Here is a 25,726-nt window from a genome sequence, read left to right as displayed (position 1 = left end):
TCCGGCGCGCACGCCGATCCGACCGGGGAGATGACGCGGACTCTCACCGCCTGGCCTGGCTCACCGGCTCGGGCCGCTCGGCCCGCGGCTCCGCGTCCGTACGCGCCCGGCCGTCGGCCTTCGCCTTGGCGGCCTCCTCGGCGGCGGCGCGCTCGGCCTTCTCCGGGACGACGAAGCGGTAGCCGACGTTGCGCACGGTCCCGATCAGGGACTCGTGCTCGGGGCCGAGCTTGGCCCGCAGCCGTCGTACGTGCACGTCCACGGTGCGGGTGCCGCCGAAGTAGTCGTAGCCCCACACCTCCTGGAGCAGCTGGGCGCGGGTGAAGACCCGGCCCGGGTGCTGGGCGAGGTACTTGATCAGCTCGAACTCCTTGAAGGTCAGGTCCAGGACCCGGCCCTTGAGCTTCGCGCTGTACGTGGCCTCGTCGACCGAGAGATCGCCGTTGCGGATCTCCATCGGACTGTCGTCGCCGGTGATCTGCCGGCGGCCCGTCGCGAGGCGCAGCCGCGCCTCGACCTCGGCCGGCCCGGCGGTGTCGAGGAGGACGTCGTCGACGCCCCAGTCGGCGGTGACGGCGGCGAGCCCGCCCTCGGTCACCACGAGGATCAGCGGACAGCCCGGCCCGGTGGAGCGCAGCAGCTGGCAGAGGCTGCGCGCATGCGGGAGGTCGCGTCGGCCGTCGATGAGTATGGCGTCGGCGCCGGGGGTGTCCACGAGGGCCGGCCCCTCGGCGGGGGCGACCCGGACGCTGTGCAGCAGCAGGCCCAGCGCGGGGAGCACCTCCGTCGACGGCTGGAGGGCGTTGGTCAGGAGCAGTAGCGAGCTCACCGGCTGCCACCTGCCCTGGTATCCGGACGGTCCTGCACGCTTCGTTTGCCCATTACGTCGGTTCCTCCTAGGTCCCTGCGAGGGGGTACCTGCCGGCCTCGGCCGGGGGAGTATGCGGCACTGCTCTTTACGGTGGTGCGGTCCCGTGCGTTCATCCACGCTTCGCATGGTCGAAAGCACAAAAGGACCCGGGGGCTACGTTGCCCGGATCCTCCTGCCCAGCAGAATAGCCCACATGACTTCGGAGGCCCCGGGCGATTTTGCACAGTCTTGTGTTCCATCGATCACTTCGAGTGTTCGGCACGTCGCGCTGTTGACAACCGACGGAGTCCGGCTCCAAGCCGTGTACGAGCCCGGGGCGGGCCCGGCGAAGGGGCTCGCGGTCGTGCTCGCGCACGGTTTCACGGGCGCGCTGGAGCGGCCCGCGCTGCGGCGCGCCGCGGCGGCGTTCGCACAGGTCGCGTCCGTGATCACATTCTCGTTCCGGGGACACGGCGGCTCGGGCGGCCGGTCCACGGTCGGCGACCGGGAGGTACTGGACCTGGCCGCCGCGGTCCGCTGGGCGCGGGGGCTGGGGTACCGGCGCGTGGCGACCGTGGGCTTCTCGATGGGCGGCTCGGTGGTGCTGCGCCACGCCGCCCTCTACGAACCGGAGCGCGAGGGGCGCACGGATGCGCGTACGGACATAGCGGTGGCGGTGAGCGCCCCCGCCCGCTGGTTCTACCGCGGCACCGCGCCGATGCGGCGGCTGCACTGGGTGGTGACGCGGCCCGCGGGCCGGCTCGTGTCACGGTACGGGCTGCGCACCCGCGTCCACTCCGAGGACTGGAACCCGGTGCCGCTCTCTCCCGTGGCGGCGGCCCCGATGATCGCACCGACGCCGCTGCTGATCGTGCACGGGGACCTGGACCCGTACTTCCCGCTGGACCATCCCCGCATGCTGGCGGCGGCGGCCGATCCGGCCAGCACGGAGCTGTGGATCGAACCGGGCTTCGGCCACGCGGAGAACGCGGCGAGCACGGAGCTGCTGGGCCGCATCGCGGGGTGGGTCACGGAGCACGCGTGAGGAGCGGCGGGGCGCCCGCCCGGACCACGGCCGACGCGAGGCCCCGGACCGCGAACCGCCCCGGCCCGCCCGGTGGGGCCGAGGCGCCGTTCACGTCTTCTCCCCGGCTTGTACGTCCAGGTCCAGGCCGAGGTCCCGGTCAAGGTCCCGGTCCCGCTGCGGGGGCCGGCCCACCGCGGCGGTGCGCATCAGCCCCGCGCCCGCGGAGATGCACGCGACGAGGAGGGTGATGAGCACGAACGCGGCCTGGAGGTTCACGGCGTCCGCGATGCCGCCGACGATCGCGGGGGCCGCCAGGCTCGATCCGTACGACACCGTGGCCACGCCCGCGATCGCCTGCCCGGGGTTCTGCCCGGTCCGGCTGGCGGCCGAGAACGCGAGCGGCACGACCACGGCGATCCCCAGGCCCAGCATCGCGAAGCCCGGATAGGCCATGACGGGGCTGTCGGCGAAGACGATCAGCGCCCCGCCGCAGGCGGAGACGGCCCCGCCGACCCGGACCGTGCGGACGGGACCGAACCTGCCCACGACCAGGTCCCCGCTCAACCGCATCACCGACATGGTGCAGGCGAACATCGTGTACGCGGCGGCGGCGACCGCCTCGTCGGCGCCGGTGACCTTGTCCAGGTAGATGGCCGACCAGTTGACGGCCGAGCCCTCGGCGAAGGCGGCGCAGAAGGCCAGCAGCCCCAGCAGCAGCACCACGCCCGTGGGCAGCGAGAACTTCGGCGGCGCGGGCGCCTTGGCGGCTCCCCGCGCCGCGCTGTCGGCCGGCAGTCCGCTGCCCAGCAGCGGTGCGAGCAGCGCCAGGACGGCGGCGACGACCAGCAGGTGCGTCCGGTAGTCCACCTGGAGGCCCGCCATCAGCGCGCCGATGCCCGCGCCGAGGAAGCTCCCCAGGCTCCACAGCCCGTGCAGACTGGACATGATCGACTTGCCCAGCCGCTCCTCGACCCGCGCCCCCTGCGCGTTGATCGCCACGTCCGAGACGCCCGCGGCCATGCCGAAGAGCAGGAAGGCCGCGCCCAGCGTGAGGAGTCCGGGCGCGAGCGCGGGCAGCGCCAGCGCGGCGCACCAGAGCGTGACCAGCAGCCGGGCGCCGAGACGGCCGCCGAGCCGGTACACGAGACGGCCCGCGAAGGGCATCGTCAGCAGTCCGCCCACCGCCTGCATCAGCAGGGCCAGGCCCAGCGGGCCCGGCGAGACGTCCAGCTCTCCGGCGAGCGCCGGTATGCGGGACGCCAGACTGCCCGTCACCGCGCCGTGGACGGCGAACAGCCCCGATATCGCCAGCCGTTCCCTGGAGATCACACATTGCTCCTGTCATCGGCTGTGGGCTGGTCGAGTACGGGTATCGAGGGCAGATCGCTCTCGGCCCGAGCAGGATCGTACTCACTGAAGAGCTTGCGGTCATCGCTGGTCAGGCAGGTTCCGGTGGCCAAGTCGAATTCCCAGCCGTGCAGTTGGCAGGTGAGGACGCCGTCCTCCACGACGCCGAAGCGCTCCAGGTCGGCGCCGAGGTGCGGGCACTGCCGCTGCACCACGTAGTCCCCGGCGCGGGCGAGGCTGCCCACCCCGTCCCGCTCCGCGTAGTACCGCTCCATGTACTCCAGCCGCTGGGGGGACATCGCCTGGAGGAAGCTGAAGACGTATTCGTTGTACGTGCCCCTGCGGTTCGCGGCGAACCGGCAGGAGAGGAACAGGTGGTTCACCCAGTCCTGCTCCCGGCCGCGCACCAGGTCCTCGACGAGGGGGCGCGCGACGCGGAAGGTGTAGCGGCACTCCTCCCCCGCCCAGCGCTTCACCCGCCGTTCCAGGAAGTCGAAGACGATGTGCTCCGACTCCCCTTCCTCGCCCCCGCCGTCCGGGAGGATCTCGAAGAGCACCCGGCCGTTGACGCCCGCGCAGATGTGGTCGGCGCGGGAGAGCAACGGGTCGACCCATTCGGTGAGTTGGCCGAACAGATCGCTGGAGTCCTTGGGCCAGGAGGCGCGCTCGGCGGTCAGCTTGGGACGCGAACGCGCCTGGTAGCGCTCCAGATACCCCTTCCGGTCCAGGTAGATGTCGTCGATGACGTCCTGCGGCAGCTGCTCGATGGCGCAGTGCCCGTCGCCCCCGAGCTCGACCACGGTGCCCGGCAGGAAGAGGTGCCCCTTGCGGTAGCCCTGCTCCGACAGGAACTCCAGGAAGGCCATCTGGTCGGGAAAGGTGTTGTCATCGGTGTTCTCGAAGTCGTTCATGTGGAACAGGTCGTCGTCCAGGAAGCACGGCGGACCGGCGAACGGGAAGACATGCGCGGCGTCGTACTGGTTGATGTAGCGGAGCGCCCGCTCCATCCCGTTTCTGCGTTTGCGCCGGCCCAGCGTGGACTTCATCCGTTCCGGGAACTCGTAGACCATCGGGAACCAGATCGCGCCGGAGTACTGGAGGAAGTGCCCGGAGAGCGGGCCGAACGCCTCGATCGGTCCGTTCTCCACGGGCCGGGCGTCGTTCTGGTTGAAGATCCGCACCGTGCCGTCGTCCAGCGCGATGGAGGAGTCCCCGATCTCCCCGTCGGCCGGGCTCGTGACCGTACTGATCAGGACGCGCAGGCCGCTGTCCAGCTCCGTCACCTCGTTGTCCCGGGTCTGGACGAAGGACCGGAAGCCGAGGTCCTCCAGCGCGTCGCGCAGATCGGGCACGGGGTAGTCGGGCAGCAGCACCGTCGCCCGCTTCGACATGTGCCGACGCAGCCACTCCGGGTCGAAGTGGTCCCGGTGCAGATGGGATACGTAGAGGTAATCGGCCTGGCCGAGGACGGACGGGTCCAGCCCCGAGTTGTCGGGGAAGGGGAACCACGACCCGTAGTAGGCGGCGTTGAACCAGGGGTCGCACAGGACGCTGCCCGCTTCCGTCTCCACCATCAGTCCCGCATGGCCGGTCGACATGATGCGCATTGTTCGCACTCCAAAACAGATCAGCTAGGGAGGGCCCCCGAAGGGGCCCCTGGGGTGTGCAGGACGGCCGGGGCGTCAGACGGCGGCGTAGGCGTCGATCAGCCCGTAGCCCTCCGAGCCGTCCCAGGTCCCCATCTCCACATGGGCGTTGAAGGCGCGCCCCTCGACGCGCATCGCGGGCCGGGGGTGGTTCAGGTGCATCACCGTGTCGTCGAAGCGGACGAAGTCGCCGTGCCGGCTCAGCCGCTCCACGAAGTCGTCGTCCTCGCCTCCCCAGCCGGCGAACCGCTCGTCGAAGCCCCCGATGCGGTGGTAGAGCCCGGCGTCCGCCCAGACGCTGGCTCCCGGGGCGGCCAGCAGCAGCTGGCCGCGCAGCTCCCGCCGGTCGGGGGTCGCGTGGCCCTGGCCGAGACGGCGCAGGAGCGCCCGGTCGCTGGAGGGGTCGTCGAGGGCGAGCAGACCGCCCCGGTGGTACGGCAGGTGGGCGGCGTGATCGCCGGCCGCGATGCGCTCCAGGTTGCGCTCCAGGAAGTCGCGGTCGAGCAGTACGTCCGCGTCGAGCATGCACACATAGCCCGGCTCGCCCGGGGTGTTGGTCACGCCCACGTTCATCGTCCAAGACTTGTTGAACAGCCCGCTGGTGGGGGCGTGCACATAGTGGTTGGCGTGCGGGGCGATCGTCTCCCGCCAGCGCGGCCGGTCGTCGGCCTCGACCACGGTCACCGCGTACCGGTCGGCGCTCAGCGACTGGTCGCCCAGGGCCAGCAGGCACGAGAGCAGATTGCGCATGCGGCGGCCCTCGTCGCCGTCCCTGAACGGCACCACCACCAGCAGTTCGTGCCCGCCGGGGGCCGGGCGGCCGCCCGTGCGGGCAGCCGCCCACGCGCGGACCGCGGGAAGATCGGCGGGTGCCGCGTCGGAGGTGTACGCGGCGCCGACGTGGTACCCCATATCGGTCCGCTGCTCGGTCTCGTCCAGCCAGGCGCCGAGCTCGGCGCTGTCCTGGGGGCGGGGGTCGAGCAGCGCGGTGAGCGCGCCGGTCAGCTCGGCGTGCGCGGCCGGGCTCGTCGGCTCGTTCCGCAGCCGCGCGTGCGCCGCCGCCACCTTCGCGTCGTCCGCCGCGAGCCGCTCCAGGCGCTTCACCGCCTCGGCCACGTGCGGCTCGCTCAGCTCCCAGGACGTGGCGCTGATCTCTCGGGCGCCCTGGTCGACGGAGAGGGCCGCGTGGTCGGCGAGCCGCTCCGCGACCTTCGCCGGAACGCCCTGAGTCATACGTGTCATGTCGGATTCCCTTGGTGTTCGGTGGAGTTCGGGGCACGGCGGTGCCGCGCCCCGTAAGCGCATGGGCGGCGGGTTCAGCGGGAGACGTGATCTCGGTCATAGGCGGTCTTCGTCCGCCCGTGATCGCATCGGTGCGTCCTCAACTCCGAATCCGCCCATGGAGGTTGGTATGACCGGTGCCGCAGCCGTCTCGCCCGAAGGTCTGAAGGTCCAGGTGGCACACCGCCGGAACCCCTACAGCTACGCGCTCGACGACGCCGGGCTCGACGCCGTACTGCTGGAAGTGGGGCTGCTCCGGGCCGCGGGCATCGGGGCCCAGCACACCGCCGACGACGCGCGCGCGCCGCGCGGCGTCTACCCCCGGGCCGCGATGGGCTTCGTCCTGATGGACGCCACCGCGGGCCCCTGGACGCCCAATGAGGAAGCGGTCCTCGGGGTGGTCTGCGTCGGCGACGGCGGCCACTCCTTCCTGCCGAACGCGGCGGCCAAGGCCGGCGCCCACCGCAGGCTGGGCCGCAACAACGGCGAGGCCGTCCATATCGATCCTCATCTGCTCGGCGCCGGCGCCTTCCGTTACGGCCACTCGGCGGAGGTACGCGGTCAGATCGTCGGCGCGAGCGGGCAGCACACCGATCAGGACCTCCACGAAGCGGCCCGGCTGGCCGCGGACTTCGTCGACGCGGTGAACGCCCGGCACCGGGACTGGGAGCAGGAGAACGCCACCGGCATCTGGACCTCGCGGGACGACGGGCCGGCCGCGGAGTACCGGGCCATGACCGACTGGTACGAGCCGAGCTGACCGGCCGCCGACCGCCGGGGGCCGCCGCGCCGGGCCGGACCCTCCGCGTCCGCGGCGGCCCTCAGGACACCGGGTCCGCCACGGGCCGGGCGGTGAGCCGCAGCGCCGCGCGGGAGAAGTGGCCCCAGGCGCTGAGCGCGTCCCGCTCGAAGTTCTCCTCGGATATCTCGGCCGAGATGCTGCCCTGGAGTTCCTTGCCCAGCTGCTCGATCCCCAGGTGGCTGGTGTACATCCGCTCGATCGCATCGGCCAGGCCGTCTCTGCTGGGTGCGAACCGCTGGGCGGCCGGAAAGAACCTGCGCGCCTCGACCGTGTCCGAATCGGTCATCAGGGTGCAGACGCCGGAGAGCGCGGCCTCCAGCGGGGTGATGCCCAGCGTTTCGTAGCGCGAGGGGCAGACGAACACACCGTTCGCCTTCACCCGGTGGAACAGCGCGTGGAGTTGGGGCTTGGAGATCCTGCCGACGGCCATGAAGTCCGCGAGGTGCTCCGCCGGTACGCGAGCCCGCAGCCGCTCCCGCACGGCGTCGTCGTCGCGGTCGTCGCCGACGACCAGGATCCGCACCGGAACGCCGCGGCTGCGCGCCCGCACACCGGCGTCGACGAGGAGTTCGATGTTCTTGAAGTAGTCCAGTCGCGCCACCGCGGTGAACACGAGGAGCTCGGCGTCGTCGACGAAGTCGCGCAGCGCCTCGTCCTCAAGGAACTCGGTCGCGTCCAGCAGCGGGATGGGCGGGCGGACCGCGAGGATGCGCCGCTCGTCGACGCCCCGGCTGACCAGGTGTCTGCGTTGCAGATGCGAGTGCTGAAGCACGAACATCCGGTCGCTGGACCGCATCTTGTCCAGGCCCAGCTCCTGGTACTTCAGCAGATGCAGCGCCTTGTCGGCGTCGCCGAAGGCCCATCCGGTCGCCACCGCGGGGAAGGTCCCGATGAAGTCGTAGACGAACGGGCCGTGGTGGGTCACACAGCACGGGAGTTCCTCGGGGTGGAACCCCAGCAGCGCGTCCGTCTGGTAGTAGAGCATCGACGGGCCGTCGATGTTCTGCTCGGCCAGCAAGCGGTGCGCGGCCTCGGCGATGGCGTTGCCCACCGCGCTCTCGCGCATGTCGAAATGGAACCGGAGGATCGCGCACAGGACGCCGGACCGGCGTTCCAGGCGCACCTGGGGTTCGGCCAGCTTCTCGTCCCGCTGGTAGAGGATCGCCCCGGCGGAGAGGCCGGCCCGTTGCAGGCAGCGCAGTACGGAGCGGGCGAAGGACGTCGCGCCGACATGCGCGGGGACCTGCTCGTCGTCGGGGAAGTATCTCTCGTTCACCACGATGATTCCGGCCAGGTGCGGATCGGGGTGGGTCACCGCCGGCCACCGCCGTCTTGCTCACCGGCGTCGGAGTTGCGCACCAGCCGCACATTGTCCGTCAGGCCCACGTCGTAGCCCCGCTCCCGTTCGAGCCGGAGCATCTCGGCGGGCCGGAAGTTGAGGATGTAGGCGCGGCGGACGGAGTCCGTGGCGTTGCCGCGGGAGTAGTGCAGCGTGGTGCCCGAGTGGGCGATCGACTCGCCCGCCGTGACCGGCACGGCGGTCGCGCCGGGCTCGTCCTCGGAGCAGTCGCACTGGATGTTCTTGCCGTCGCTGGTCGGGTAGTGCGTGCGCAGCGGCTGCCGGTGGGACCCCTGGACGTACCACATGCAGCCGTTGTCGAGCTCGGCGTCGTCCAGCGCCACCCAGATCGACACGGCCCGCTTGTCGGGCAGGTCGATCCAGTAGGCCGCGTCCTGGTGCCACGGTGTCGGCACGTGGGCGCGCGGGGCCTTGTGGATCAGCATGTCGAAGTCGAGGACGGCGTCGTCGCCGATCAGCGCCTTGGCGACGGCCAGGGCCCGGGCGTGCAGGGGCATGTCCAGCAGCGGCTTGTGGAGGGCGCACGGCCACATGATCTGGGTGATGTTCTCCCGCACCCCGTCCCGGCGCGGTACGTGCGAGCCGAGGTCGGAGCGCTTGTCGCCGCTCTCGATCTCTCCGGTCAGGAAGCGGTCGTAGATCTCCCGGTAGATGTCGACCTCTGACTCGGAGAGCAGACGACCGGTACTGACAAATCCATCCATTTCGAACTTCTGGGCCAGCGTGAGGTCAGTGTTCACTGTCATGAGGACCCTTTCGTTTAACGTGAACTCGATGGGGCCGATGTAACGTTCAGGGATTTACCGATGACATGCGGGAATGGCGCGCAAAAATGGCGCGGCGGACACCGAAAGGGCAGGCCGAATTCAACACATGGCTATGCCCGGGAATTATCGGCCGGCACATGGATGGCGGTGGCGCGAAGATTTCTCTCGGCGGCCGTCCGCGGGTTGAGCACTCTCCGGGCATCGACGCTGATGGGAAAGTGCGGGAACGCCAATTCAGGCCCTACGGGCGAATCGCCCGGGGATGGCGGAGTTGCCTGCCGGAAGCCGGTATCCGGCGGTTCGACAGGAGGCCCGGCGCAGGCCGGCGCAGCAGACGCGGTGCCCGACTGGCAGGTGCGGGCGCCCGACTGGCAGGCGCGGACGCCGTCCGGCAAGTGCGGGCGCCCGTCCGGCAGGCGCGAACGCCGTCCGGCAGCGCGGCGTCAGTCGCTACAGAGGCGAACGGCGAAAGTAGTTCTTTTCAAGATCGTGCTTGGAATCTGCGACACTGAAACCCCCGTGATCCGAGTGTGCTGAATTCATCAGATGCGATCGAGCCGCTCCAAGCGGATTCCCGTCCGCCGTAGCGTTCATGACGCTGCGAATCTACCGATCATGGCGAGCTTGCGTCAATAGGTTCAGACCAGTTCCGCAATACACGAATGCAAACCGTCGTGATGCGTCCGCCTCTCGGGCACAAACCCCCCGCCGCCGCCTCTTCAGGCGTACGGAAGCGGGGGAGGCCGGACTGCCCGGCCTCCCCCGCTCGTACGGACCCTGCGAGCGCTCAGCTCGCCTCGACGGCCGGTTCCGCGAACTGGGCCGTATACAGGCGGGCGTACGCGCCGTCCGCCTCCAGGAGCGATTCGTGGGTGCCCTGCTCCACGATGTTGCCGGACTCCATGACGAGGATGAGGTCGGCGTCGCGGATGGTGGACAGCCGGTGGGCGATCACGAAGCTCGTACGGCCCGACCGCAGCTGCGCCATGGCGTGCTGGATCAGCACCTCGGTGCGGGTGTCGACGGAGCTGGTCGCCTCGTCGAGCACGAGGATCGCGGGCTCGGCCAGGAACGCCCGCGCGATGGTGATGAGCTGCTTCTCACCGACGCTGACGTTCGAGCCCTCCTCGTCGATCACCGTGTCGTAGCCGTCCGGCAGCGTCCGTACGAACCGGTCGACGTGCGTGGCCTTCGCCGCCTCCACGATCTTGTCCATCGAGGCGGACTCGGCCCCGTACGCGATGTTCTCCGCGATGGTGCCGCCGAACAGCCAGGTGTCCTGGAGCACCATGCCGATGTTGGAGCGCAGCTCCTCGCGGGACATCTTCGCGATGTCGACGCCGTCCAGCGTGATGCGCCCGCCGTTCACCTCGTAGAACCGCATCAGCAGGTTGACCATGGTCGTCTTGCCGGCGCCCGTCGGACCGACGATGGCCACGGTCTGGCCGGGCCGGACCGTCAGCGACAGGCCGTCGATGAGCGGCCGGTCCTTCTCGTACCGGAAGGAGACGTCCTCGAAGGCGACCTGCCCGCGGACGTGCTCCGGGCGCAGCGGTTCGGCGGCGTCCGGGGACTGCTCCTCGGCGTCGAGCAGTTCGAAGACCCGCTCGGCGGAGGCGACGCCGGACTGCACCAGGTTGGCCATCGAGGCGACCTGCGTCAGCGGCTGGCTGAACTGGCGCGAGTACTGCACGAACGCCTGGACGTCGCCGATCGACAGCGCGCCGCTGGCGACGCGCAGCCCGCCGACCACGGCCACCAGCACATAGTTGAGGTTGCCGATGAACATCATCGCGGGCTGGATGATCCCCGAGATGAACTGCGCCTTGAAGCTGGCCGCGTACAGCGCCTCGTTCTCCTCGCGGAACGTCTGGGCGGACTCCTTGTGCCGGCCGAAGACCTTCACCAGCGAGTGGCCGGTGTACATCTCCTCGATATGGGCGTTGAGCTTGCCCGTCGACTTCCACTGCGCGACGAACTGCGGCTGCGCGCGCTTGCCGATCCGGGTCGCGACGAAGATCGAGACCGGCACGGTGACCAGCGCGACCAGCGCCAGCAGCGGCGAGATCCAGAACATCATCGCGAGTACGCCGACGATGGTCAGCAGCGAGGCGGCGATCTGGCTGAGCGTCTGCTGGAGGGTCGTCTGGATGTTGTCGATGTCGTTCGTGGCGCGGGAGAGGACCTCGCCGCGCGCCTGCTTGTCGAAGTAGCTCAGCGGCAGCCTGGAGAGCTTCGCCTCGACCTCCTCGCGCAGCCGGAAGACGGCCCGCTGGACGACGGTGGTGGCGATCCGGGCCTGGACGAAACCGAAGACGGCCGCGCCGAGGTAGATCAGCAGCACCCACATCAGCACCGTCCCGACGGCGCCGAAGTCGATGCCGTGGCCGGGCGTGAAGTCCATCGAGTTCAGCATGGAGGCGACGGTGCCGTTGCCCTGCTGCCGGACCCGCTCGACCGCCTCCGCCTTGGTCGTGCCGTCCGGCATCTGCCGGCCGATCACGCCCGCGAAGATCAGGTCGGTGGCGTGCCCGAGGATCTTCGGGCCCAGTACGGACAGCGCCACGCTCACCAGGCCGAGCAGCAGGGCGACCGAGATGATCGCGCGCTCGGGCCGCAGGGAGCTCAGCAGCCGGCGGCTGGAGCCGCGGAAGTCCATGGAGCGCTCCGTGGGCTGCCCGCCCATGAAGCGCGCCGGGCCCGCCGCGGGCGCCGGGCCCCGCCGGGGCTCGCCCTCCTGCTCTGTCTCCTTCGGTTCTTCCGGTTCTACCGGCCCTTCCGGTTTCTCCGGCCTTTCCGGGGTACTCACGCTGCCTCCTGCTCGGTGAGCTGGGAGAGCACGATCTCCCGGTATGTGTCGTTGCCGGCCATGAGTTCCGTGTGGGTGCCGGTGCCCACGACGCGGCCTTCGTCGAGGACGACGATGCGGTCGGCGTCGCGGATCGTGGAGACGCGCTGGGCGACGATGACGACCGTCGCCCGTTCCGTGTCCCTCGCCAGGGCGGCCCGCAGCCGGGCGTCCGTGGCGTAGTCCAGCGCGGAGAACGAGTCGTCGAAGAGATAGATCTCCGGCCGCCGGACCAGCGCACGGGCGATCGCCAGACGCTGACGCTGACCGCCGGAGACATTGGAACCGCCCTGGGAGATGGGCGCGTTCAGCCCGTCCTCCATCCGCTCCACGAAGTCACGGGCCTGCGCCGTCTCCAACGCCCGCCACAACTCCTCATCACTCGCGTCCGGCTTCCCGTACCGCAGATTCGAAGCCACCGTCCCCGAGAAGAGATACGGCTTCTGCGGCACCAGCCCGATCACCTCGGCCATCGTCACGGGATCCAGATCCCGTACGTCCACGCCGTCGACCAGCACCGCGCCGTCCGTGGCGTCGATGAGCCGCGGCACCAGGTTGAGCAGCGTCGATTTGCCGCTGCCCGTCGACCCGATGACCGCCGTGGTCTCGCCGGGCCGCGCCACGATGTCGACGTCCCGCAGCACCGGCTCCTCCGCGCCGGGGAAGCGGAACTCCACGCCCCGCAGCTCCAGATGGCCGTCACGGCGCAGTTCCGTGACCGGCTCGACGGGCGGCACGACGCTGGAGTCGGTGGAGAGGACCTCCTGGATGCGCTCGGCACACACCTCCGCGCGCGGCACCATCATGAACATGAAGGTGGCCATCATCACGGACATCAGGATCTGCATCAGATAGGTGAGGAACGCGGTCAGCGCGCCCACCTGCATGCCGCCGCTGTCGATGCGGTGCCCGCCGAACCACAGGACGGCGATGGAGGACAGGTTCACCACCAGCATCACGGTCGGGAACATCAGCGACATCAGCCGCCCGGCCCGTACGGACACGTCCATCAGCTCGGCGTTGGCGCCCGTGAACCGCTTGCGCTCGTGGCCGTCCCGGACGAAGGCGCGGATGACACGGATGCCGGTGATCTGCTCGCGCAGCACCCGGTTGACGGTGTCGATGCGCTCCTGCACACCCCGGAAGATCGGCCGCATCCGGCGCACGATGAGGGTCACGACGATGCCGAGTACGGGCACGATGACCAGCAGCAGCGCGGACAGCGGCACGTCCTGGTTGAGCGCCATGGCGATGCCGCCGACGCACATGATCGGCGCGGAGACCATCAGCGTGAATGTCATCAGGGTCAGCATCTGAACCTGCTGGACGTCATTGGTGGTACGGGTGATCAGGGACGGAGCGCCGAAGTCGCCGACCTCGCGCGCCGAGAAGGACTGCACCCGGTCGAAGATGGCACCGCGCAGATCGCGGCCGACCGCCATGGCCGTACGGGCGCCGAAGTAGACGGCCCCGATAGCGCAGATGATCTGGAGCACGGTGACGGCGATCATCCAGCCGCCGGTGGACAGGATGTAGCCCGTGTCACCCTTCACGACACCGTCGTCGATGATGTCGGCATTGAGGGTCGGGAGATACAGCGTGGCGAGCGTCTGCACGAGTTGCAGCAGCACGATCAACGCGATCGGTTTGGAGTAGGGCCTCAGATACGCCCTCAGTAGTCGTACCAACACATCGGAACCATATGCGAGGCGAAGCCGTTCCGACCCGTCATTTTCCATGCCCTGACCGAGCCGCCGCCGCTACCCGTCATCATGGGGAGCGGCACTTGACGGAAAGGGGTCGCCGTGGCGACGACACAGACGGCACCGGCCGGAACCATCCGGTACTGGGCCGCGGCGAAGGCCGCCGCCGGCGCCGCGGAGGAGCCGTACGCGGCTGTGACGCTCGCGGAGGCCCTGGACGCGGCCCGGCGGCGGCACACCGGGCGGCCGGAGTTCGCACGGGTGCTGCTGCGCTGCTCGTTCCTGGTGGACGGGGACCCCGTCGGCACGCGCGACCACACAACGGTCCAATTGGCCGAGGGCGGCACGGTCGAGGTGCTCCCGCCCTTCGCAGGAGGGTGATCCCCGCACCATGAGCAACCAGCCGCACGATCCGTACGACCCGGACCGGCCCCACGAGCCGTATCCGCCCCAGCACCCGCCCCCGCGGTACGAGCAGCAGCCGCACGGGCAGCACGACCCGTATGCGCGGCAGGAACCGTACGGGCAGCAGGAGCAGCCGTACGGGCAGCAGTCGTACGGGCAGCAGGAGCCGTATGCACCGCAGGAACCGTACGGGCAGCAGGAACCGTACGGGCAGCAGCCGTACGCACCGCAGGAGCCTTACGGACAGCAGGAGCAGCCGTACGGGCAGCAACAGCCGGAGGCGTGGCCCGCGCCTGGGGAAGCCCAGCAGTTCCAGCAGCCTCAGCACGCCCAGCGGCAGCCGTACTACCCCGCGCACCAGGACGGTTACCAGGAACAGGAGCAGCACACCCAGACCTGGGCGGGCCCGACCTGGGACACCCGGACCTATCAGACCCTGTCCGCCCCGCAGGCTCCCGCCGCGGAGACGGGCGGCCCGCCGCCGCAGAACGGCGGACCGGGCCCCTTGCCGCCAGAGCAGGGGCAGGGCCAGGGCCGGGGGCAGGGCCAGTACGAGACGCACGGCACGTACGGGACCGGGCTCGGGCTCGGCCAGTACCAAGAAGCGCCGGCCGGCCAGGCCGCGTGGCACGGTGAACAGCCCTCGGCGACGTACGCCGCCGCCGGTGCGTACGCGGCCCCGGGCGGCCCGTACGCCGCCGCTCCGGCGGGCCACGCCCCGATGGACGCAGGCCCGGACGTACAGCGGCCGCAGCAGACGCCTCCAGTACCTCAGACGCCCGAGGCGTCGCAGGCGGCGCAGCCTCCGCTGACCGCCGCGCAGCGGGCCCGCGCCGAGGGCCGGTCGCAGATCACCGCGCCGGGGATGCAGCCCGCCGCGATCACCGCGGTGCTGGCCCTGCTGCTCGCCGTGGCGGCGCCGCTGCCGCGGCCGGTGCTCGCGGTCCCCGTGGTGCTGCTCCAGGCCGTCACCGCGGCGGGCTGGTTCCGGCTCAACGGCATGTGGCCCGCGCGGCAGGGCATCGCGCTCGCGTTCGCGGGCGGTCTGGTCGCCGACATCGGGCTGCTGGCCACCGACGCGGACCAGGCGCCGACCGTGCTGATCGGCACGGTCGGCGTCTGGATCCTCCTGGTCCTGGTCCTGCAACTGCGCAGCCGCAGCACACCGGACGAGCGGCTGTACGGGCTCACGGCCGCCGCGGCGGCCTCGGGCCTGGCGGTGCTCGCGGGCGGGCACCTGGCGGCGGACTCCGACGCCGTCGTGGTCGGCGCGGTCGCCGTCGCGGTCGCCGTGCTGGCCCGCGCGCTGCCGCTGCCGTCGGCGGTGTCGCCCGTCGTCGCCCTGGTCGCCGCGGCGGGCGCGGGCGTCGCGGCCGGGCAGCTGACCGGCATCGGCCCGTCCGGCGCCCTGCTGGGCGCGGCGGCGGGGGTCTGCGCGCTGGTCGGCCTGCGGGTGGCGAGCTACGACTACCCGTCGCGGTTCGTGCACATGACCGCGGGCGTCGCGCTGCCGCTCGCGGCGGCGGCCCCGGTGGTCTATGTGATCGGCCGCGCACTGACGTAGGCCCTGTCGTCGGACACACCCGCGATCCACTCCGGTTAGGCTCACTGCACAGGCGGGGGGCCTGACCTAGAGCGTGGGGGCACGGAGAGCAATGCGCGGACTGCGAATACTGCTGATCGTCGTGGTGGTGCTGGGCATCTTGTTCGTGGCGGCCGACCGCGCCGCGGTCTACTTCGCCGAGAACGAGGCGGCCAAGAAGATCAAGAGCAGCCAGAACCTGAGCGCCACGCCGGATGTGTCGATCAAGGGCTTCCCGTTCCTGACCCAGGTCGCGGACTCCAAGCTGGACGAGGTCGACATCAACCTCGACGGCGTCTCGGCCAGCGCGGGCGGCCACTCGATCCGGGTCACGAAGCTCGACGCGTCGCTGCACGACGTGAAGATCAACAGCAGCTTCTCGTCCGCCACCGCCGACACCGCCACGGGCTCCGCCCACATCTCCTACGCGGACCTCACCAAGGCCGCCGACACCGGCGTACACGTCTCCTACGGCGGTCGCGACAAGGACGGCAAGAGCCAGGTGAAGGTCAGCGCGGGCGTCCCGGTGCTCGGGCACACCGTGGAGCGCAGCGTGCTGTCGACCGTCACGGTGGTCGGCGGGAACACCATCCGGCTGCACGCGGACAGCGTGCCGGGCCAGGAGATCCCGGGCCTGGAGGGCCTGATCCGCAAGAAGATCGACTTCGACCGGCAGATCGACGGGCTGCCCCGGGGGCTCAAGCTCGACAAGATCACCACCACCGAGGACGGCATGGACATCTCGGTCACCGGCTCCCACGTGGAGCTGGCGGGCTGAGCGGAGCCGGCCCGGCGCCGCTCGGCGCCGCCCGGCCGGTCACCGGCAGCGGCCCCGCCGGACCCGCGGGGCCGCGTCCACGCAGCGAGACGCCCGCGTCCGTACGGCAGAAGAGCCGCGCGCGGGAGGCCCGTACAGACGTCCGTACGGGCCGTACGGCATCTTCCCCGCCACATGTATCGCCCACGCGTCCCATATTTCGGACCATTGTGTCTCAGCATCCGACACCCCGGTGACATGCGCGCCCGTCCGTCCCTACGATCGGTCCCATGAAGCGACAGGCGGATCTCACGAAGCGGCGGGCAGTCGACCTGTGCCGCGTCGCCGCCATGCTCTGTCGCAGCGCCTGACGGGACGCCGACCTCCCGTTTTTCCTCGGCTCTGACGGCCCGACGCTCAGCGCCGCGCCGTACCCGTGCCGCCGCGTATCCGTGCCGCCGCGCGCTCCCTCGCGCACCCGCACCGCCCGCACCGCCGCAACTGCCCCGGAGGAGAAAATATGAGCCGCAGCGACGTCCTGGTCGACGCCGACTGGGTCCAGGCCCGCATCGACGACCCGAAGACGGTCATCGTCGAGGTCGACGAGGACACCTCGGCGTACGACAAGAACCACATCAAGAACGCCGTACGGATCGACTGGAAGAAGGACCTCCAGGACCCGGTGCGCCGCGACTTCGTGGACCGGGCCGGCTTCGAGGAGCTGCTGTCCGCGAAGGGCATCGCCAACGACGACACGGTCGTCCTCTACGGCGGCAACAACAACTGGTTCGCGTCCTACGCCTACTGGTACTTCAAGCTCTACGGCCACCAGGACGTCAAGCTCCTCGACGGCGGCCGCAAGAAGTGGGAGCTCGACTCCCGGGACCTGGTCGCCGAGGTGCCGACCCGCGCGCGGACCGCGTACCAGGCCAAGGAGCAGGACTCCTCCATCCGCGCCTTCCGCGACGACGCCGTCGCCGCGATCGGCGAGCTCAACCTGGTCGACGTGCGCTCCCCCGACGAGTTCAGCGGCAAGCTGCTCGCCCCGGCCCACCTCCCGCAGGAGCAGTCCCAGCGCCCCGGCCACATCCCGAGCGCCCGCAACATCCCGTGGTCGAAGGCGGCCAACGACGACGGCACCTTCCGCTCCGACGCCGAGCTGAAGGAGATCTACGAGGCGGCCGGCGTCGACCTGGCCAAGGACACCATCGCGTACTGCCGCATCGGCGAGCGCTCCGCCCACAGCTGGTTCGTGCTGCACGAGCTGCTCGGCCAGCAGAACGTCAAGAACTACGACGGCTCGTGGACCGAGTACGGCTCCCTCGTCGGCGTCCCGATCGAGCTCGGCGCCAACTGAGCAGCGCTCTCCCCGCTTTTCCCCCAGCCCCCTCTACTCTCAAGGACCCCATATGTGTGGAGCAAAGGCCGGCGGCCCGGACGCGGCCACCATCAAGCCCGGTGAGACCACCATCCAGGGCTCGGTGACCCGCGACGGCGAGCCCGTCAGCGGATACGTCCGACTGCTGGACAGCACCGGCGAGTTCACCGCCGAGGTGCCCACCTCGGCGACCGGACAGTTCCGCTTCTACGCGGCCGAGGGCACCTGGACGCTGCGCGCGCTGGTGCCGGGCGCCACCGCCGACCGCACCGTCGTCGCCCAGCACGGCGGTCTCGCCGAGGTCGCCATCGCGGTCTGACAGCGGCCTGAGGCGCAGCCGCCCTACGAGACGGCGCACGCACGGCCGGAGGGCCGCACCCCGGGGTTGGACGCCTTGGCGGGGTGCGGCCCTTCGCGCCGCCCGGCCCCCGGTCGTACGGTGGAGGCATGTACGCGCGAAGGCGGCACCGGTACTTCGCCATGATGGGCACGTGCATCGCGCTGTTCGTCCTGGCGTGGGGCGTCGTACGCATCTGGTCGGTCCCCGCCGCGGTCGGCATGTGCCTGGTCGCGATGGTGATCCCGCCCGTCGCCGCGATCGTCGCGAACCGCAAGGGCCCCGACGACCGCTGGTGGGACGAGCCGCCCGGCCCGTCCGCGCCCACCGGGGACAAGCAGTCCGACCACTGGTGGGACGAGCTGGACGGCAAGGGCCACCGCTGACGCCGGTCCGCGTTTATTACGGCGTCATAAGCCGTCAGTACACGAGCGCCTGCACGCCGTCGCCCATGATCTCGCTGACGAAGACCTGCGCGCCCGCGATCCTGGCGCCCCCGATCAGGTCCTTCTCCTCGATGTCCCGGCGCGCCGCGCACTGCGTGCACACCGTGATCGTCCCGCCGCCCGCCGTGATGCCCTCGATGAGGTCGGGCAGCGGCGCGGCGTGCGGCAGCTCGAACTCGGCCGCCCGCCCCGGCAGGCCGAACCACGACGACTCGCCCGTCAGCCACAGCGACACCTCGACGCCGCTCGCGACGGCGACCGCCGCCACCGTGAACGCCTGCGAGCACCGCTCGGGCGCGTCCGCGCCCGCCGTCACCTTGATCACGAGCTTCTTCGCCATGGCCCCACTCTAGAAGGGCGCGGGCCCCGCGGACGCCCGGCCTACCACAGCCGGCCCGGGGACGCGGCGGACCTCACAGCGCCGCCGCGATCGTCGGCGACTAGACTCGGGCACGGTCCGTACACCCTCACTCTCCGCCCTAGGAGCGCGCTCGTGCTTGAGGCATTCTTCACCACCCTGTTGGTCCTGGTCGCCGTCGGCGTCATCGCTTTCGCCGGCCTGTCCGTGAAGAAGCTGTACCAGGGCCAGCGCTGATCCCCTTCCCCCCGCCTACAGATCGTCTGAGCCAATGATCGAGATCCCGTCCGACCTGAACCCGGACCTCGTGCCCCTCGCCTTCCTCCTCGGCAACTGGGAGGGAGCCGGCGTCGCCGAATTCCCCGGCACCGAGAAGTGCAACTTCGGCCAGGAAGTGACCTTCACCCACGACGGCCGCGACTTCCTGGAGTACGTCTCGCACAGCTGGACGCTCGACAGCGAGGGCAAGAAGGTCGCGCCGCTGGAGACCGAGTCCGGCTACTGGCGCATCGACAAGGACCGCAAGGTCGAGGTCGTCATGGTCCGCGACCAGGGCGTGGTGGAGATCTGGTACGGCGAGCTGGCCGACCAGAAGCCGCAGATCGACCTGGTCACCGACGCCATCGCGCGGACCGCCGCGGCCGGCCCGTACAGCGGCGGCAAGCGGCTCTACGGCTACGTCAACAGCGACCTCATGTGGGTGGGCGAGAAGTCCACGCCGGACGTGCCGCTGCGCCCGTACATGTCGGCGCACCTGAAGAAGGTCGTCGACCCGAGTGAGTGGGCGAAGGACCTGAAGGACCTGCCCGACGACGGCATCGCCTTCTTCAAGTAGACCAGGGCTCCGTACCGGCCCGGGCTTCGCACAAGTCAGGGCTCCGTACCAGCCCAAGATCACGGCCCCGCGGGGAAAGTCCGGTGAGAATCCGGCGCTGACCCGCAACGGTGGGCGCTGCCGCGTACGACGACACGGCAGCGCGAGCCCGATCACCCGCGGTGGCCACAGCTCCTGACAACTCGCCGCGGACTGCGAGGGGACGCCGCCCGGACGAGCGCCGCTCGGGGCAGCCTCTCCGTACGCACGGAAGCGGCCCGAGGCGAAGGCGACCGACTCCCCCGTGGCGACCACCTCCCCGGCCGACATGGCGCGTACCGCGCCCGGCCCGCCCCCACCGCGCCGCCTGCCCCTGCCGCCGCTGATCACCATGCTCGCGGTGGGACTGCTCCTGTCGCTGGTCTGCGGCGTGGAGCTGGGCAACTCCGACCTCACCTGGGGCGAGGTGCTGCGCTATCTGCGGGCCGGGCTGACCGGCGGGACGATCACGCCCGACGAACTCTCCGCCTACACGATCGTGTGGGAGCTGCGCTTCCCGCGCGCGCTGCTGGCCGCCGTCGTCGGCGCCGGGCTCTCCGCCATCGGGGTCGCCGTCCAGGCCATGGTCCGCAACGCCCTCGCCGACCCCTTCGTGCTGGGCATCTCCTCGGGGGCCGCGGTCGGCGCCAACGCCGTGCTGATCTTCGGTGCGCTGGGGGCGCTGGGCATCTGGGCGCTGTCGGTGGCGGCGTTCGTCTCGGCGCTCGCCGCGATGGCGCTCGTCTACGCGGCGGCCCGCACCCCGCAGGGCCTCACCCCGCTGCGCCTCGTGCTGACCGGCACCGCCATGTACTACGGCTTCTCGGCGATCAGCACCCTGATGGTCTTCAGCTCCGACCGGGCCGAGGCCGCCCGGTCCGCGATGATGTGGCTGCTGGGCAGCCTGGGCGGGGCCAGCTGGGACTCCTTGCCGATCGCGGCCGGCGCCGTACTGGCCGGGCTCGCGCACCTCGCCTGGTCCGCGCGCCGGCTGAACGCCCTGGCCATGGGCGACGAGACGGCCGCCGCCCTCGGCGTGGACGCCGGGCGGCTGCGCAAGCAGCTGTTCGTGACCGCGGCGGGCGTCACCGGGGCCGTGGTCGCCGTCAGCGGCGCGATCGGCTTCGTCGGGCTGATGGTCCCGCACATCACCCGGATGCTGGTGGGGGCCGACCACCGCCGGGTGCTGGCGGTGGCCCCGCTCCTCGGGGCCGTGCTGCTGGTGTGGGTGGACATCCTCTCCCGGGTACTGCTCGCGCCCGTGGAACTTCCCATCGGCGTCATCACGGCCGTCGTGGGCGTGCCCTGCTTCGTGCTGCTGATGCGCCGCCGCGGCTACACCTTCGGAGGCGCCTGATGCGCGTGGACGTCGAGGACCTCTCGGTCGCGATAGCGGGCGCCCGCATCGTCGAGGACATCACGCTACGGGCCGACAGCGGACAGCTCGTCGGCCTCGTCGGCCCCAACGGCAGCGGCAAGTCGACCCTGCTGCGCTGCGTCTACCGGGCGCTGCGCCCGGCCGCCGGCGCCGTTCGGCTCGACGGCGCGGAGCTGCACGCCATGGACGTACGGGAAGGGGCGCGGGCCCTGGCGGCGCTGCCGCAGGAGTCGGTGAACGAGTTCGACTTCACGGCCGGCGAGGTGGTGGCCATGGGGCGGCTGCCGCACCAGAAGGCCGTCGCGCGCGCCACCGCCGCCGACGCCGCCGCCTGCGTGGCGGCGCTCGCCCGGGTCGGCGCGGGCCATCTGGCCGACCGCGGCTTCCTGACCCTGTCGGGCGGTGAGAAGCAGCGGGTGCTGATCGCCCGCGCGCTGGCCCAGGAGCCGCAGGTGCTGGTCCTGGACGAGCCGACGAACCACCTCGACATCGCCCAGCAGCTGGAGGTCCTGTCGCTGGTGCGCGACAGCGGGCTGACGGTGCTGGCCGCGCTGCACGACCTGAACCTGGCCGCCGGCCACTGCGACGTGCTGTACGTCATCGCGCGCGGGCGGATCGTGGCCTCGGGGCCGCCGCACGAGGTGCTGACGCCCCAGCTGCTCGCCGAGGTCTTCGGGGTACGGGCGCACCGCGTCCCGCACCCGGAGTCCGGCGCCCCGCAGCTGCTCTTCGACCGCCTCCCCACCCCATGACCAGAAGGACGTCCCCCGCCATGCACGCTCGCGCAGCAACCGCCGCCGTCGCGGTCCTCGCCCTCGCCCTGACCGGCTGCGGCGCCGAGGTCGGCTCCTCCGACTCCGGCACGTCGGCCGGAAAACCGGGGGACAAGGCGGCCAAGGGCTCGGGCCACTACCCGGTGACCGTGGAGAACTGCGGCCAGAAGACGACGTACGACAAGGCGCCGCAGCGGGTGGTGACCAACGACGTGGGCATAGCCGAGATCATGTTCGCGCTCGGCCTGGAGGACCACATGGCCGGGTACGTGGCGCCCGACTACAAGACCAGCCGCGAGGACGTCCCGTGGAAGGACGGCTACAAGAAGGTCAAGTGGCTGTCCAAGAAGGAGATCAACAAGGAGCTGGTCCTCGACGCGAAGGCCGATCTGGTCTTCGCGGGCTGGAACTACGGCTTCGGCGAGGGCGACGGCTTCACGCCCGCCGGCCTCAAGAAGCTCGGCATCGGCTCGTACGTGCTGACCGAGTCCTGCCGCAACGGCTCCTCGGGCACGTCGCGCGGCGTGATGCCGCCGCTGGAGGCCCTCTACGCGGACCTGACGACGCTGGGGAAGGTCTTCGACGTCGAGGACCGGGCGGACAAGCTCGTCGCGGACTTCAAGAAGCAGGTCGCCGACGCCCAGGCCAAGCTGCCGAAGGACGGCCACCGCCCGTCCGTCTTCCTCTACGACTCCGGCCAGGACAAGCCGTTCACGGCGGGCGCGTACGCGGGGCCGCAGGACATCATCACCAAGGCCGGCGGCGAGAACGTGATGGCGGACCTCAAGGACACCTGGGCGACCGTGAGCTGGGAGACGGTCGTCGACCGCGACCCCGAGGTCATCCTGGTCAACAACTACGGCACGCCCAGCGCCGAGCAGAAGAAGAAGTTCCTGATGTCCTACCCGCCGCTGGCGAACGTCAAGGCCGTCAAGAACCACCGCGTCTTCGTCCTCGACTACGTCGACCTGGTGGAGAGCCCCCGCAACCCGTCCGCCATCGCCGCGCTGGCCGACTACTTGAAGGGGGTCCGCGCGGGCTGAGGCTGCCTACACTGGACGGCGTGGTGGACACCGACTGGCAGAGCGATCTCCGCAAGCGCGGGTACCGGCTGACCCCCCAGCGCCAGCTCGTGCTGGAGGCCGTGGACAGACTGGAGCACGCGACACCCGACGGCATCCTCACCGAGGTGCGGCGCACCGCCGGGGGCGTCAACATCTCCACCGTCTACCGGACGCTGGAGCTGCTGGAGGAGCTGAACCTGGTCAGCCACGCCCACCTCGGGCACGGCGCGCCCACGTACCACCTCGCGGACCGGCACCACCACATCCACCTGGTCTGCCGGGACTGCACGGACGTGATCGAGGCCGATCTCTCGGTCGCGGAGCCGTTCACCGAGACGCTGCGCGCGACCTTCGGGTTCGATACGGACATGAAGCACTTCGCGATCTTCGGGCAGTGCGCGAAGTGCGCCGGGAAAGCCGCCGCCGCCGAGTAGTGCGCCGAGTGGTGCGCCGGGAAGGCCGCCGCCGCCGAGTCGTAGGCTTGGCGGTATGAAGAGCCCTTTGCTGTCGCTGCCCGGAGCCGTCCCTGGCGAGGGCCCCGACGAAGAAGTCGCCGCCCACTACGGCGACCTGTTCCGCGAGCAGCGCGCGCTCGCCGACGGCTCCGGTTTCGTGGACCTCTCGCACCGCGCGGTGGTCACCGTCACCGGAGCCGAACGCCTGGCCTGGCTGCACCTGCTCCTCACCCAGCACGTCAGCGATCTCCCGGCCGGACAGGCCACGGAGGCGCTGATCCTCTCCGCCAACGGCCACATCGAACACGCCCTCTACCTCGTGGACGACGGCGAGACGACGTGGATGCATCTGGAGCCCGGCACCCAGGAGGCGCTGATCGCCTATCTGGAAAGCATGAAGTTCTTCTACCGGGTCGAGGTCGCCGACCGCACCGCCGACTTCGCGCTGGTGTACCTCCCGGCGGGCTCGATCACCGCGGTGCCGGACGGCGTGCCGGTGCGTGAGACCCCGCACGGCCGCGATCTGTTCCTGCCCCGGCCCGGCCTGGAGGAGTTCGCCGCCGAACACGGCCCGGCCGCCGGGTCGCTCGCGTACGAGGCGCTGCGCGTCGAGGGCCACCGGCCCCGCCTCGGCCTGGAGACCGACCACCGCACCATCCCGCACGAGCTGGGCTGGATCGGCGGCGCCGTGCACCTCCAGAAGGGCTGCTACCGCGGCCAGGAGACGGTGGCGCGGGTGCACAACCTGGGCAAGCCGCCGCGGCGGCTGGTCTTCCTGCACCTCGACGGCAGCGAGGTGACGCTGCCCGCGCACGGCGCGCCGGTGCGGCTGGCCTCGGACGGTCCGGAAGGGCGTCCGCTGGGGTTCGTCACCTCGTCCGCGCGCCACCACGAGCTGGGGCCGATCGCGCTCGCCCTGGTGAAGCGGAACGTGCCCGTCGATGCCGCGCTGATCGCGGACGAGACGGCGGCGGCGCAGGAAGTGGTCGTAGAGCCGTAGGTCGACCGGGGCCGCGTCATTTCGCACCTCGCGATGAGGTGCGAAATTGCGCGTTTCCGTTCTTCAGACCTCGATCAGCACAGTGAACGGCCCGTTGTTCGTGAGCGAGACCTTCATGTCCGCTCCGAAGCGGCCCGTCTCCACCCGCGCGCCCAGCGCGCGCAGCCGCGCCACGACCTCGTCCACCAGCGGTTCGGCGACCTCGCCGGGCGCGGCGGCGTTCCACGTGGGCCGGCGTCCCTTCCGGGCGTCACCGAGGAGGGTGAACTGGGAGATCACCAGCAGCGGCGCCCCGACGTCCGAGCAGGACTTCTCGTCTTCCAGGACGCGTACGGACCAGAGCTTGCGGGCCAGCCGCTCGGCCTTCTCCGGCGTGTCCTCGTGGCCGACGCCGACCAGTACGCACAGTCCCTGGCCCACGATCTCGCCGACCGTCTCGCCGTCCACGACGACGCTCGCCCCGTCCACCCTCTGCACCACAGCACGCATGCCGACCATGATGCCTCGGTCGGTCCGTAGGGCCGTCCGGGGCCGTTCGGGTGCAGAGGCCCTGCGACGGGGGCGCCCAGAGTGGCACGATGCGTGCAGGCGGTGCGTTATGTGGGCAACGTGACCTGGTCGCGCACCGCCCGAGGGGACGGAAACGCATGATCACACCCGGCGCCGGGCAGACACCCGGCCCCGCATCCACTGCCCGCTCCACCACCGGCCGCGCCATCGCGGCTCGTACCGAGGACGGCCTCATGCTCCAGAGCGAAGCATTGCAGCCCAGACCCCCGATCCAGCGCTCCGGGAGACTGGCCGACAGGCCGGTGCGGGAGCTGGCCGAGCTGCGCCTCGCCGAGCTGCGCACGCTGCGCCGCGACGCCCAGCAGGACGAGGCCGACCTCAGCTACGTACGGCGGCTGCTCCAGGGCCGCATCGACATCCTGCGGGCCGAGCTGGCCCGGCGCGCGGCGCCCCGTTCGCCGGTGGTCGACCGGCTGTCGGAGATCCTCGCGGACGTGCCGTCCGCCCACCGCTCCTCGGCCCGGCATGTGACGCTCGGCATGCCGCACAGCGAGGAGTTCCGGCGGCTGGCCGAGGACATGCTCTCGGAGGTCGAGCTGTCCGACCTGGAGGCCCGTACGGACCAGGAGCTGCACGCCGCGATGGGCCGCCTGGTCCGCTATGAGCAGCAGGTTTCGCGGCGCCGGCAGCAGTTGCAGCACACGGCGGACGATTGCGGCGGGGAGATCGCCCGCAGGTACCGTGAGGGAGAAGCCCAAGTAGACGATCTGCTCTCCTGAAGTCCACGGGACCACCGGGG

26 protein-coding genes are annotated in these 25,726 nt (G+C 70.9%); 16 read left to right on the top strand and 10 right to left on the bottom strand.

The window, feature by feature from the left end; genetic code table 11:
- Positions 1-43: 43 nt before the first annotated feature.
- A complete protein-coding gene (locus tag AC07AB_RS09870) occupies positions 44-829 on the bottom strand; it encodes a response regulator transcription factor (protein WP_478562925.1) in 786 nt (261 codons plus the stop codon).
- A gap of 235 nt (positions 830-1,064) precedes the next feature.
- On the opposite strand from AC07AB_RS09870, the gene AC07AB_RS09865 reads away from it, so the two are divergent.
- Positions 1,065-1,895, top strand: a complete 831-nt coding sequence (locus AC07AB_RS09865; protein WP_478562922.1) for an alpha/beta hydrolase family protein — start codon at positions 1,065-1,067, stop codon at positions 1,893-1,895.
- A gap of 90 nt (positions 1,896-1,985) precedes the next feature.
- On the opposite strand, the gene AC07AB_RS09860 is transcribed toward AC07AB_RS09865, so the two are convergent.
- The 3 genes from AC07AB_RS09860 to AC07AB_RS09850 form a co-directional block, all read right to left on the bottom strand.
- Positions 1,986-3,206, bottom strand: a complete 1,221-nt coding sequence (locus AC07AB_RS09860; protein WP_478562919.1) for an MFS transporter — start codon at positions 3,204-3,206, stop codon at positions 1,986-1,988.
- A complete protein-coding gene (locus AC07AB_RS09855) occupies positions 3,203-4,822 on the bottom strand; it encodes a Rieske 2Fe-2S domain-containing protein (protein ID WP_478562916.1) in 1,620 nt (539 codons plus the stop codon). Before AC07AB_RS09855 ends, AC07AB_RS09860 begins: the two co-directional genes overlap by 4 nt.
- A gap of 84 nt (positions 4,823-4,906) precedes the next feature.
- A complete protein-coding gene (locus AC07AB_RS09850; RefSeq protein ID WP_478562913.1) occupies positions 4,907-6,112 on the bottom strand; it encodes a galactosyltransferase-related protein in 1,206 nt (401 codons plus the stop codon).
- Positions 6,113-6,281: 169 nt separating this feature from the next.
- On the opposite strand from AC07AB_RS09850, the gene AC07AB_RS09845 reads away from it, so the two are divergent.
- Positions 6,282-6,911, top strand: a complete 630-nt coding sequence (locus AC07AB_RS09845) for a hypothetical protein (protein WP_478562910.1) — start codon at positions 6,282-6,284, stop codon at positions 6,909-6,911.
- Positions 6,912-6,972: 61 nt separating this feature from the next.
- Here AC07AB_RS09845 and AC07AB_RS09840 read toward each other — a convergent pair whose 3' ends face one another.
- From AC07AB_RS09840 to AC07AB_RS09825, 4 genes are all read right to left on the bottom strand, one after another.
- Positions 6,973-8,268: a glycosyltransferase gene (locus tag AC07AB_RS09840; RefSeq protein WP_478562907.1), complete on the bottom strand. Its 1,296-nt coding sequence runs from the start codon at positions 8,266-8,268 to the stop codon at positions 6,973-6,975.
- Complete coding sequence (locus AC07AB_RS09835) at positions 8,265-9,059, bottom strand: phytanoyl-CoA dioxygenase family protein (protein WP_478562904.1); 795 nt, start codon at positions 9,057-9,059, stop codon at positions 8,265-8,267. The genes AC07AB_RS09840 and AC07AB_RS09835 overlap by 4 nt, the downstream gene beginning before the upstream one ends.
- A gap of 808 nt (positions 9,060-9,867) precedes the next feature.
- Entirely contained in the window at positions 9,868-11,766 is a 1,899-nt protein-coding gene (locus AC07AB_RS09830; protein ID WP_478563570.1) for an ABC transporter ATP-binding protein, read from the bottom strand.
- Between the two features lie 119 nt (positions 11,767-11,885).
- Positions 11,886-13,619 carry an ABC transporter ATP-binding protein gene (locus tag AC07AB_RS09825; RefSeq protein ID WP_478562901.1) on the bottom strand — a complete coding sequence of 578 codons (1,734 nt, stop codon included), beginning with the start codon at positions 13,617-13,619 and terminating at the stop codon, positions 11,886-11,888.
- Between the two features lie 114 nt (positions 13,620-13,733).
- On the opposite strand from AC07AB_RS09825, the gene AC07AB_RS09820 reads away from it, so the two are divergent.
- The 7 genes from AC07AB_RS09820 (at position 13,734) to AC07AB_RS09790 (ending at position 18,476) form a co-directional block, all read left to right on the top strand.
- Positions 13,734-14,012, top strand: a complete 279-nt coding sequence (locus tag AC07AB_RS09820) for a MoaD/ThiS family protein (RefSeq protein WP_478562898.1) — start codon at positions 13,734-13,736, stop codon at positions 14,010-14,012.
- A gap of 10 nt (positions 14,013-14,022) precedes the next feature.
- Positions 14,023-15,600 carry a hypothetical protein gene (locus AC07AB_RS09815; RefSeq protein WP_478562895.1) on the top strand — a complete coding sequence of 526 codons (1,578 nt, stop codon included), beginning with the start codon at positions 14,023-14,025 and terminating at the stop codon, positions 15,598-15,600.
- 91 nt (positions 15,601-15,691) lie between these two features.
- Positions 15,692-16,396, top strand: coding sequence for an LmeA family phospholipid-binding protein (locus AC07AB_RS09810; RefSeq protein ID WP_478562892.1), 705 nt, complete (start codon positions 15,692-15,694; stop codon positions 16,394-16,396).
- Between the two features lie 269 nt (positions 16,397-16,665).
- Entirely contained in the window at positions 16,666-16,746 is an 81-nt protein-coding gene (locus AC07AB_RS09805) for a putative leader peptide (RefSeq protein WP_478563567.1), read from the top strand.
- A 149-nt stretch (positions 16,747-16,895) separates the two neighbouring features.
- Complete coding sequence (locus AC07AB_RS09800; RefSeq protein ID WP_478562889.1) at positions 16,896-17,732, top strand: sulfurtransferase; 837 nt, start codon at positions 16,896-16,898, stop codon at positions 17,730-17,732.
- A 52-nt stretch (positions 17,733-17,784) separates the two neighbouring features.
- The gene (locus AC07AB_RS09795) at positions 17,785-18,072 is read left to right on the top strand and encodes a DUF1416 domain-containing protein (RefSeq protein WP_478562886.1); all 288 of its coding nucleotides are present in this window, start codon (positions 17,785-17,787) and stop codon (positions 18,070-18,072) included.
- 128 nt (positions 18,073-18,200) lie between these two features.
- Entirely contained in the window at positions 18,201-18,476 is a 276-nt protein-coding gene (locus AC07AB_RS09790) for a DUF3099 domain-containing protein (protein WP_478562883.1), read from the top strand.
- Between the two features lie 34 nt (positions 18,477-18,510).
- Here the strand turns inward: AC07AB_RS09790 and AC07AB_RS09785 are convergent, their stop codons facing one another.
- Entirely contained in the window at positions 18,511-18,876 is a 366-nt protein-coding gene (locus AC07AB_RS09785; protein ID WP_478562880.1) for a DsrE family protein, read from the bottom strand.
- A gap of 289 nt (positions 18,877-19,165) precedes the next feature.
- On the opposite strand from AC07AB_RS09785, the gene AC07AB_RS09780 reads away from it, so the two are divergent.
- From AC07AB_RS09780 to ygfZ, 6 genes are all read left to right on the top strand, one after another.
- A complete protein-coding gene (locus AC07AB_RS09780; RefSeq protein WP_478562877.1) occupies positions 19,166-19,729 on the top strand; it encodes a heme-binding beta-barrel domain-containing protein in 564 nt (187 codons plus the stop codon).
- A 307-nt stretch (positions 19,730-20,036) separates the two neighbouring features.
- Positions 20,037-21,104 (top strand): FecCD family ABC transporter permease, encoded by a 1,068-nt coding sequence (locus AC07AB_RS09775; protein WP_478563564.1) that lies wholly within the window; start codon positions 20,037-20,039, stop codon positions 21,102-21,104.
- The gene (locus tag AC07AB_RS09770) at positions 21,104-21,877 is read left to right on the top strand and encodes an ABC transporter ATP-binding protein (protein ID WP_478562874.1); all 774 of its coding nucleotides are present in this window, start codon (positions 21,104-21,106) and stop codon (positions 21,875-21,877) included. The genes AC07AB_RS09775 and AC07AB_RS09770 overlap by 1 nt, the downstream gene beginning before the upstream one ends.
- Complete coding sequence (locus AC07AB_RS09765; RefSeq protein WP_478562872.1) at positions 21,874-22,941, top strand: ABC transporter substrate-binding protein; 1,068 nt, start codon at positions 21,874-21,876, stop codon at positions 22,939-22,941. The genes AC07AB_RS09770 and AC07AB_RS09765 overlap by 4 nt, the downstream gene beginning before the upstream one ends.
- Positions 22,942-22,961: 20 nt before the next feature.
- Positions 22,962-23,396: a Fur family transcriptional regulator gene (locus AC07AB_RS09760; RefSeq protein ID WP_478562869.1), complete on the top strand. Its 435-nt coding sequence runs from the start codon at positions 22,962-22,964 to the stop codon at positions 23,394-23,396.
- 55 nt (positions 23,397-23,451) lie between these two features.
- Positions 23,452-24,417, top strand: coding sequence for a CAF17-like 4Fe-4S cluster assembly/insertion protein YgfZ (ygfZ, locus tag AC07AB_RS09755; protein ID WP_478562866.1), 966 nt, complete (start codon positions 23,452-23,454; stop codon positions 24,415-24,417).
- Between the two features lie 63 nt (positions 24,418-24,480).
- Here ygfZ and dtd read toward each other — a convergent pair whose 3' ends face one another.
- Positions 24,481-24,906 carry a D-aminoacyl-tRNA deacylase gene (gene dtd, locus AC07AB_RS09750; RefSeq protein ID WP_478562864.1) on the bottom strand — a complete coding sequence of 142 codons (426 nt, stop codon included), beginning with the start codon at positions 24,904-24,906 and terminating at the stop codon, positions 24,481-24,483.
- A gap of 254 nt (positions 24,907-25,160) precedes the next feature.
- Here dtd and AC07AB_RS09745 point away from each other — a divergent pair, with 254 nt between their 5' ends.
- On the top strand, positions 25,161-25,706 hold the full coding sequence (locus AC07AB_RS09745) for an RsiG family protein (protein WP_478563561.1): 546 nt from the start codon (positions 25,161-25,163) through the stop codon (positions 25,704-25,706).
- Positions 25,707-25,726: the final 20 nt, after the last annotated feature.

Source organism: Streptomyces sp. NPDC044033, assembly GCF_056434425.1.
Note: the sequence above shows the minus strand (reverse complement) of the source record. Positions and strands in the feature narration are given on the sequence as shown.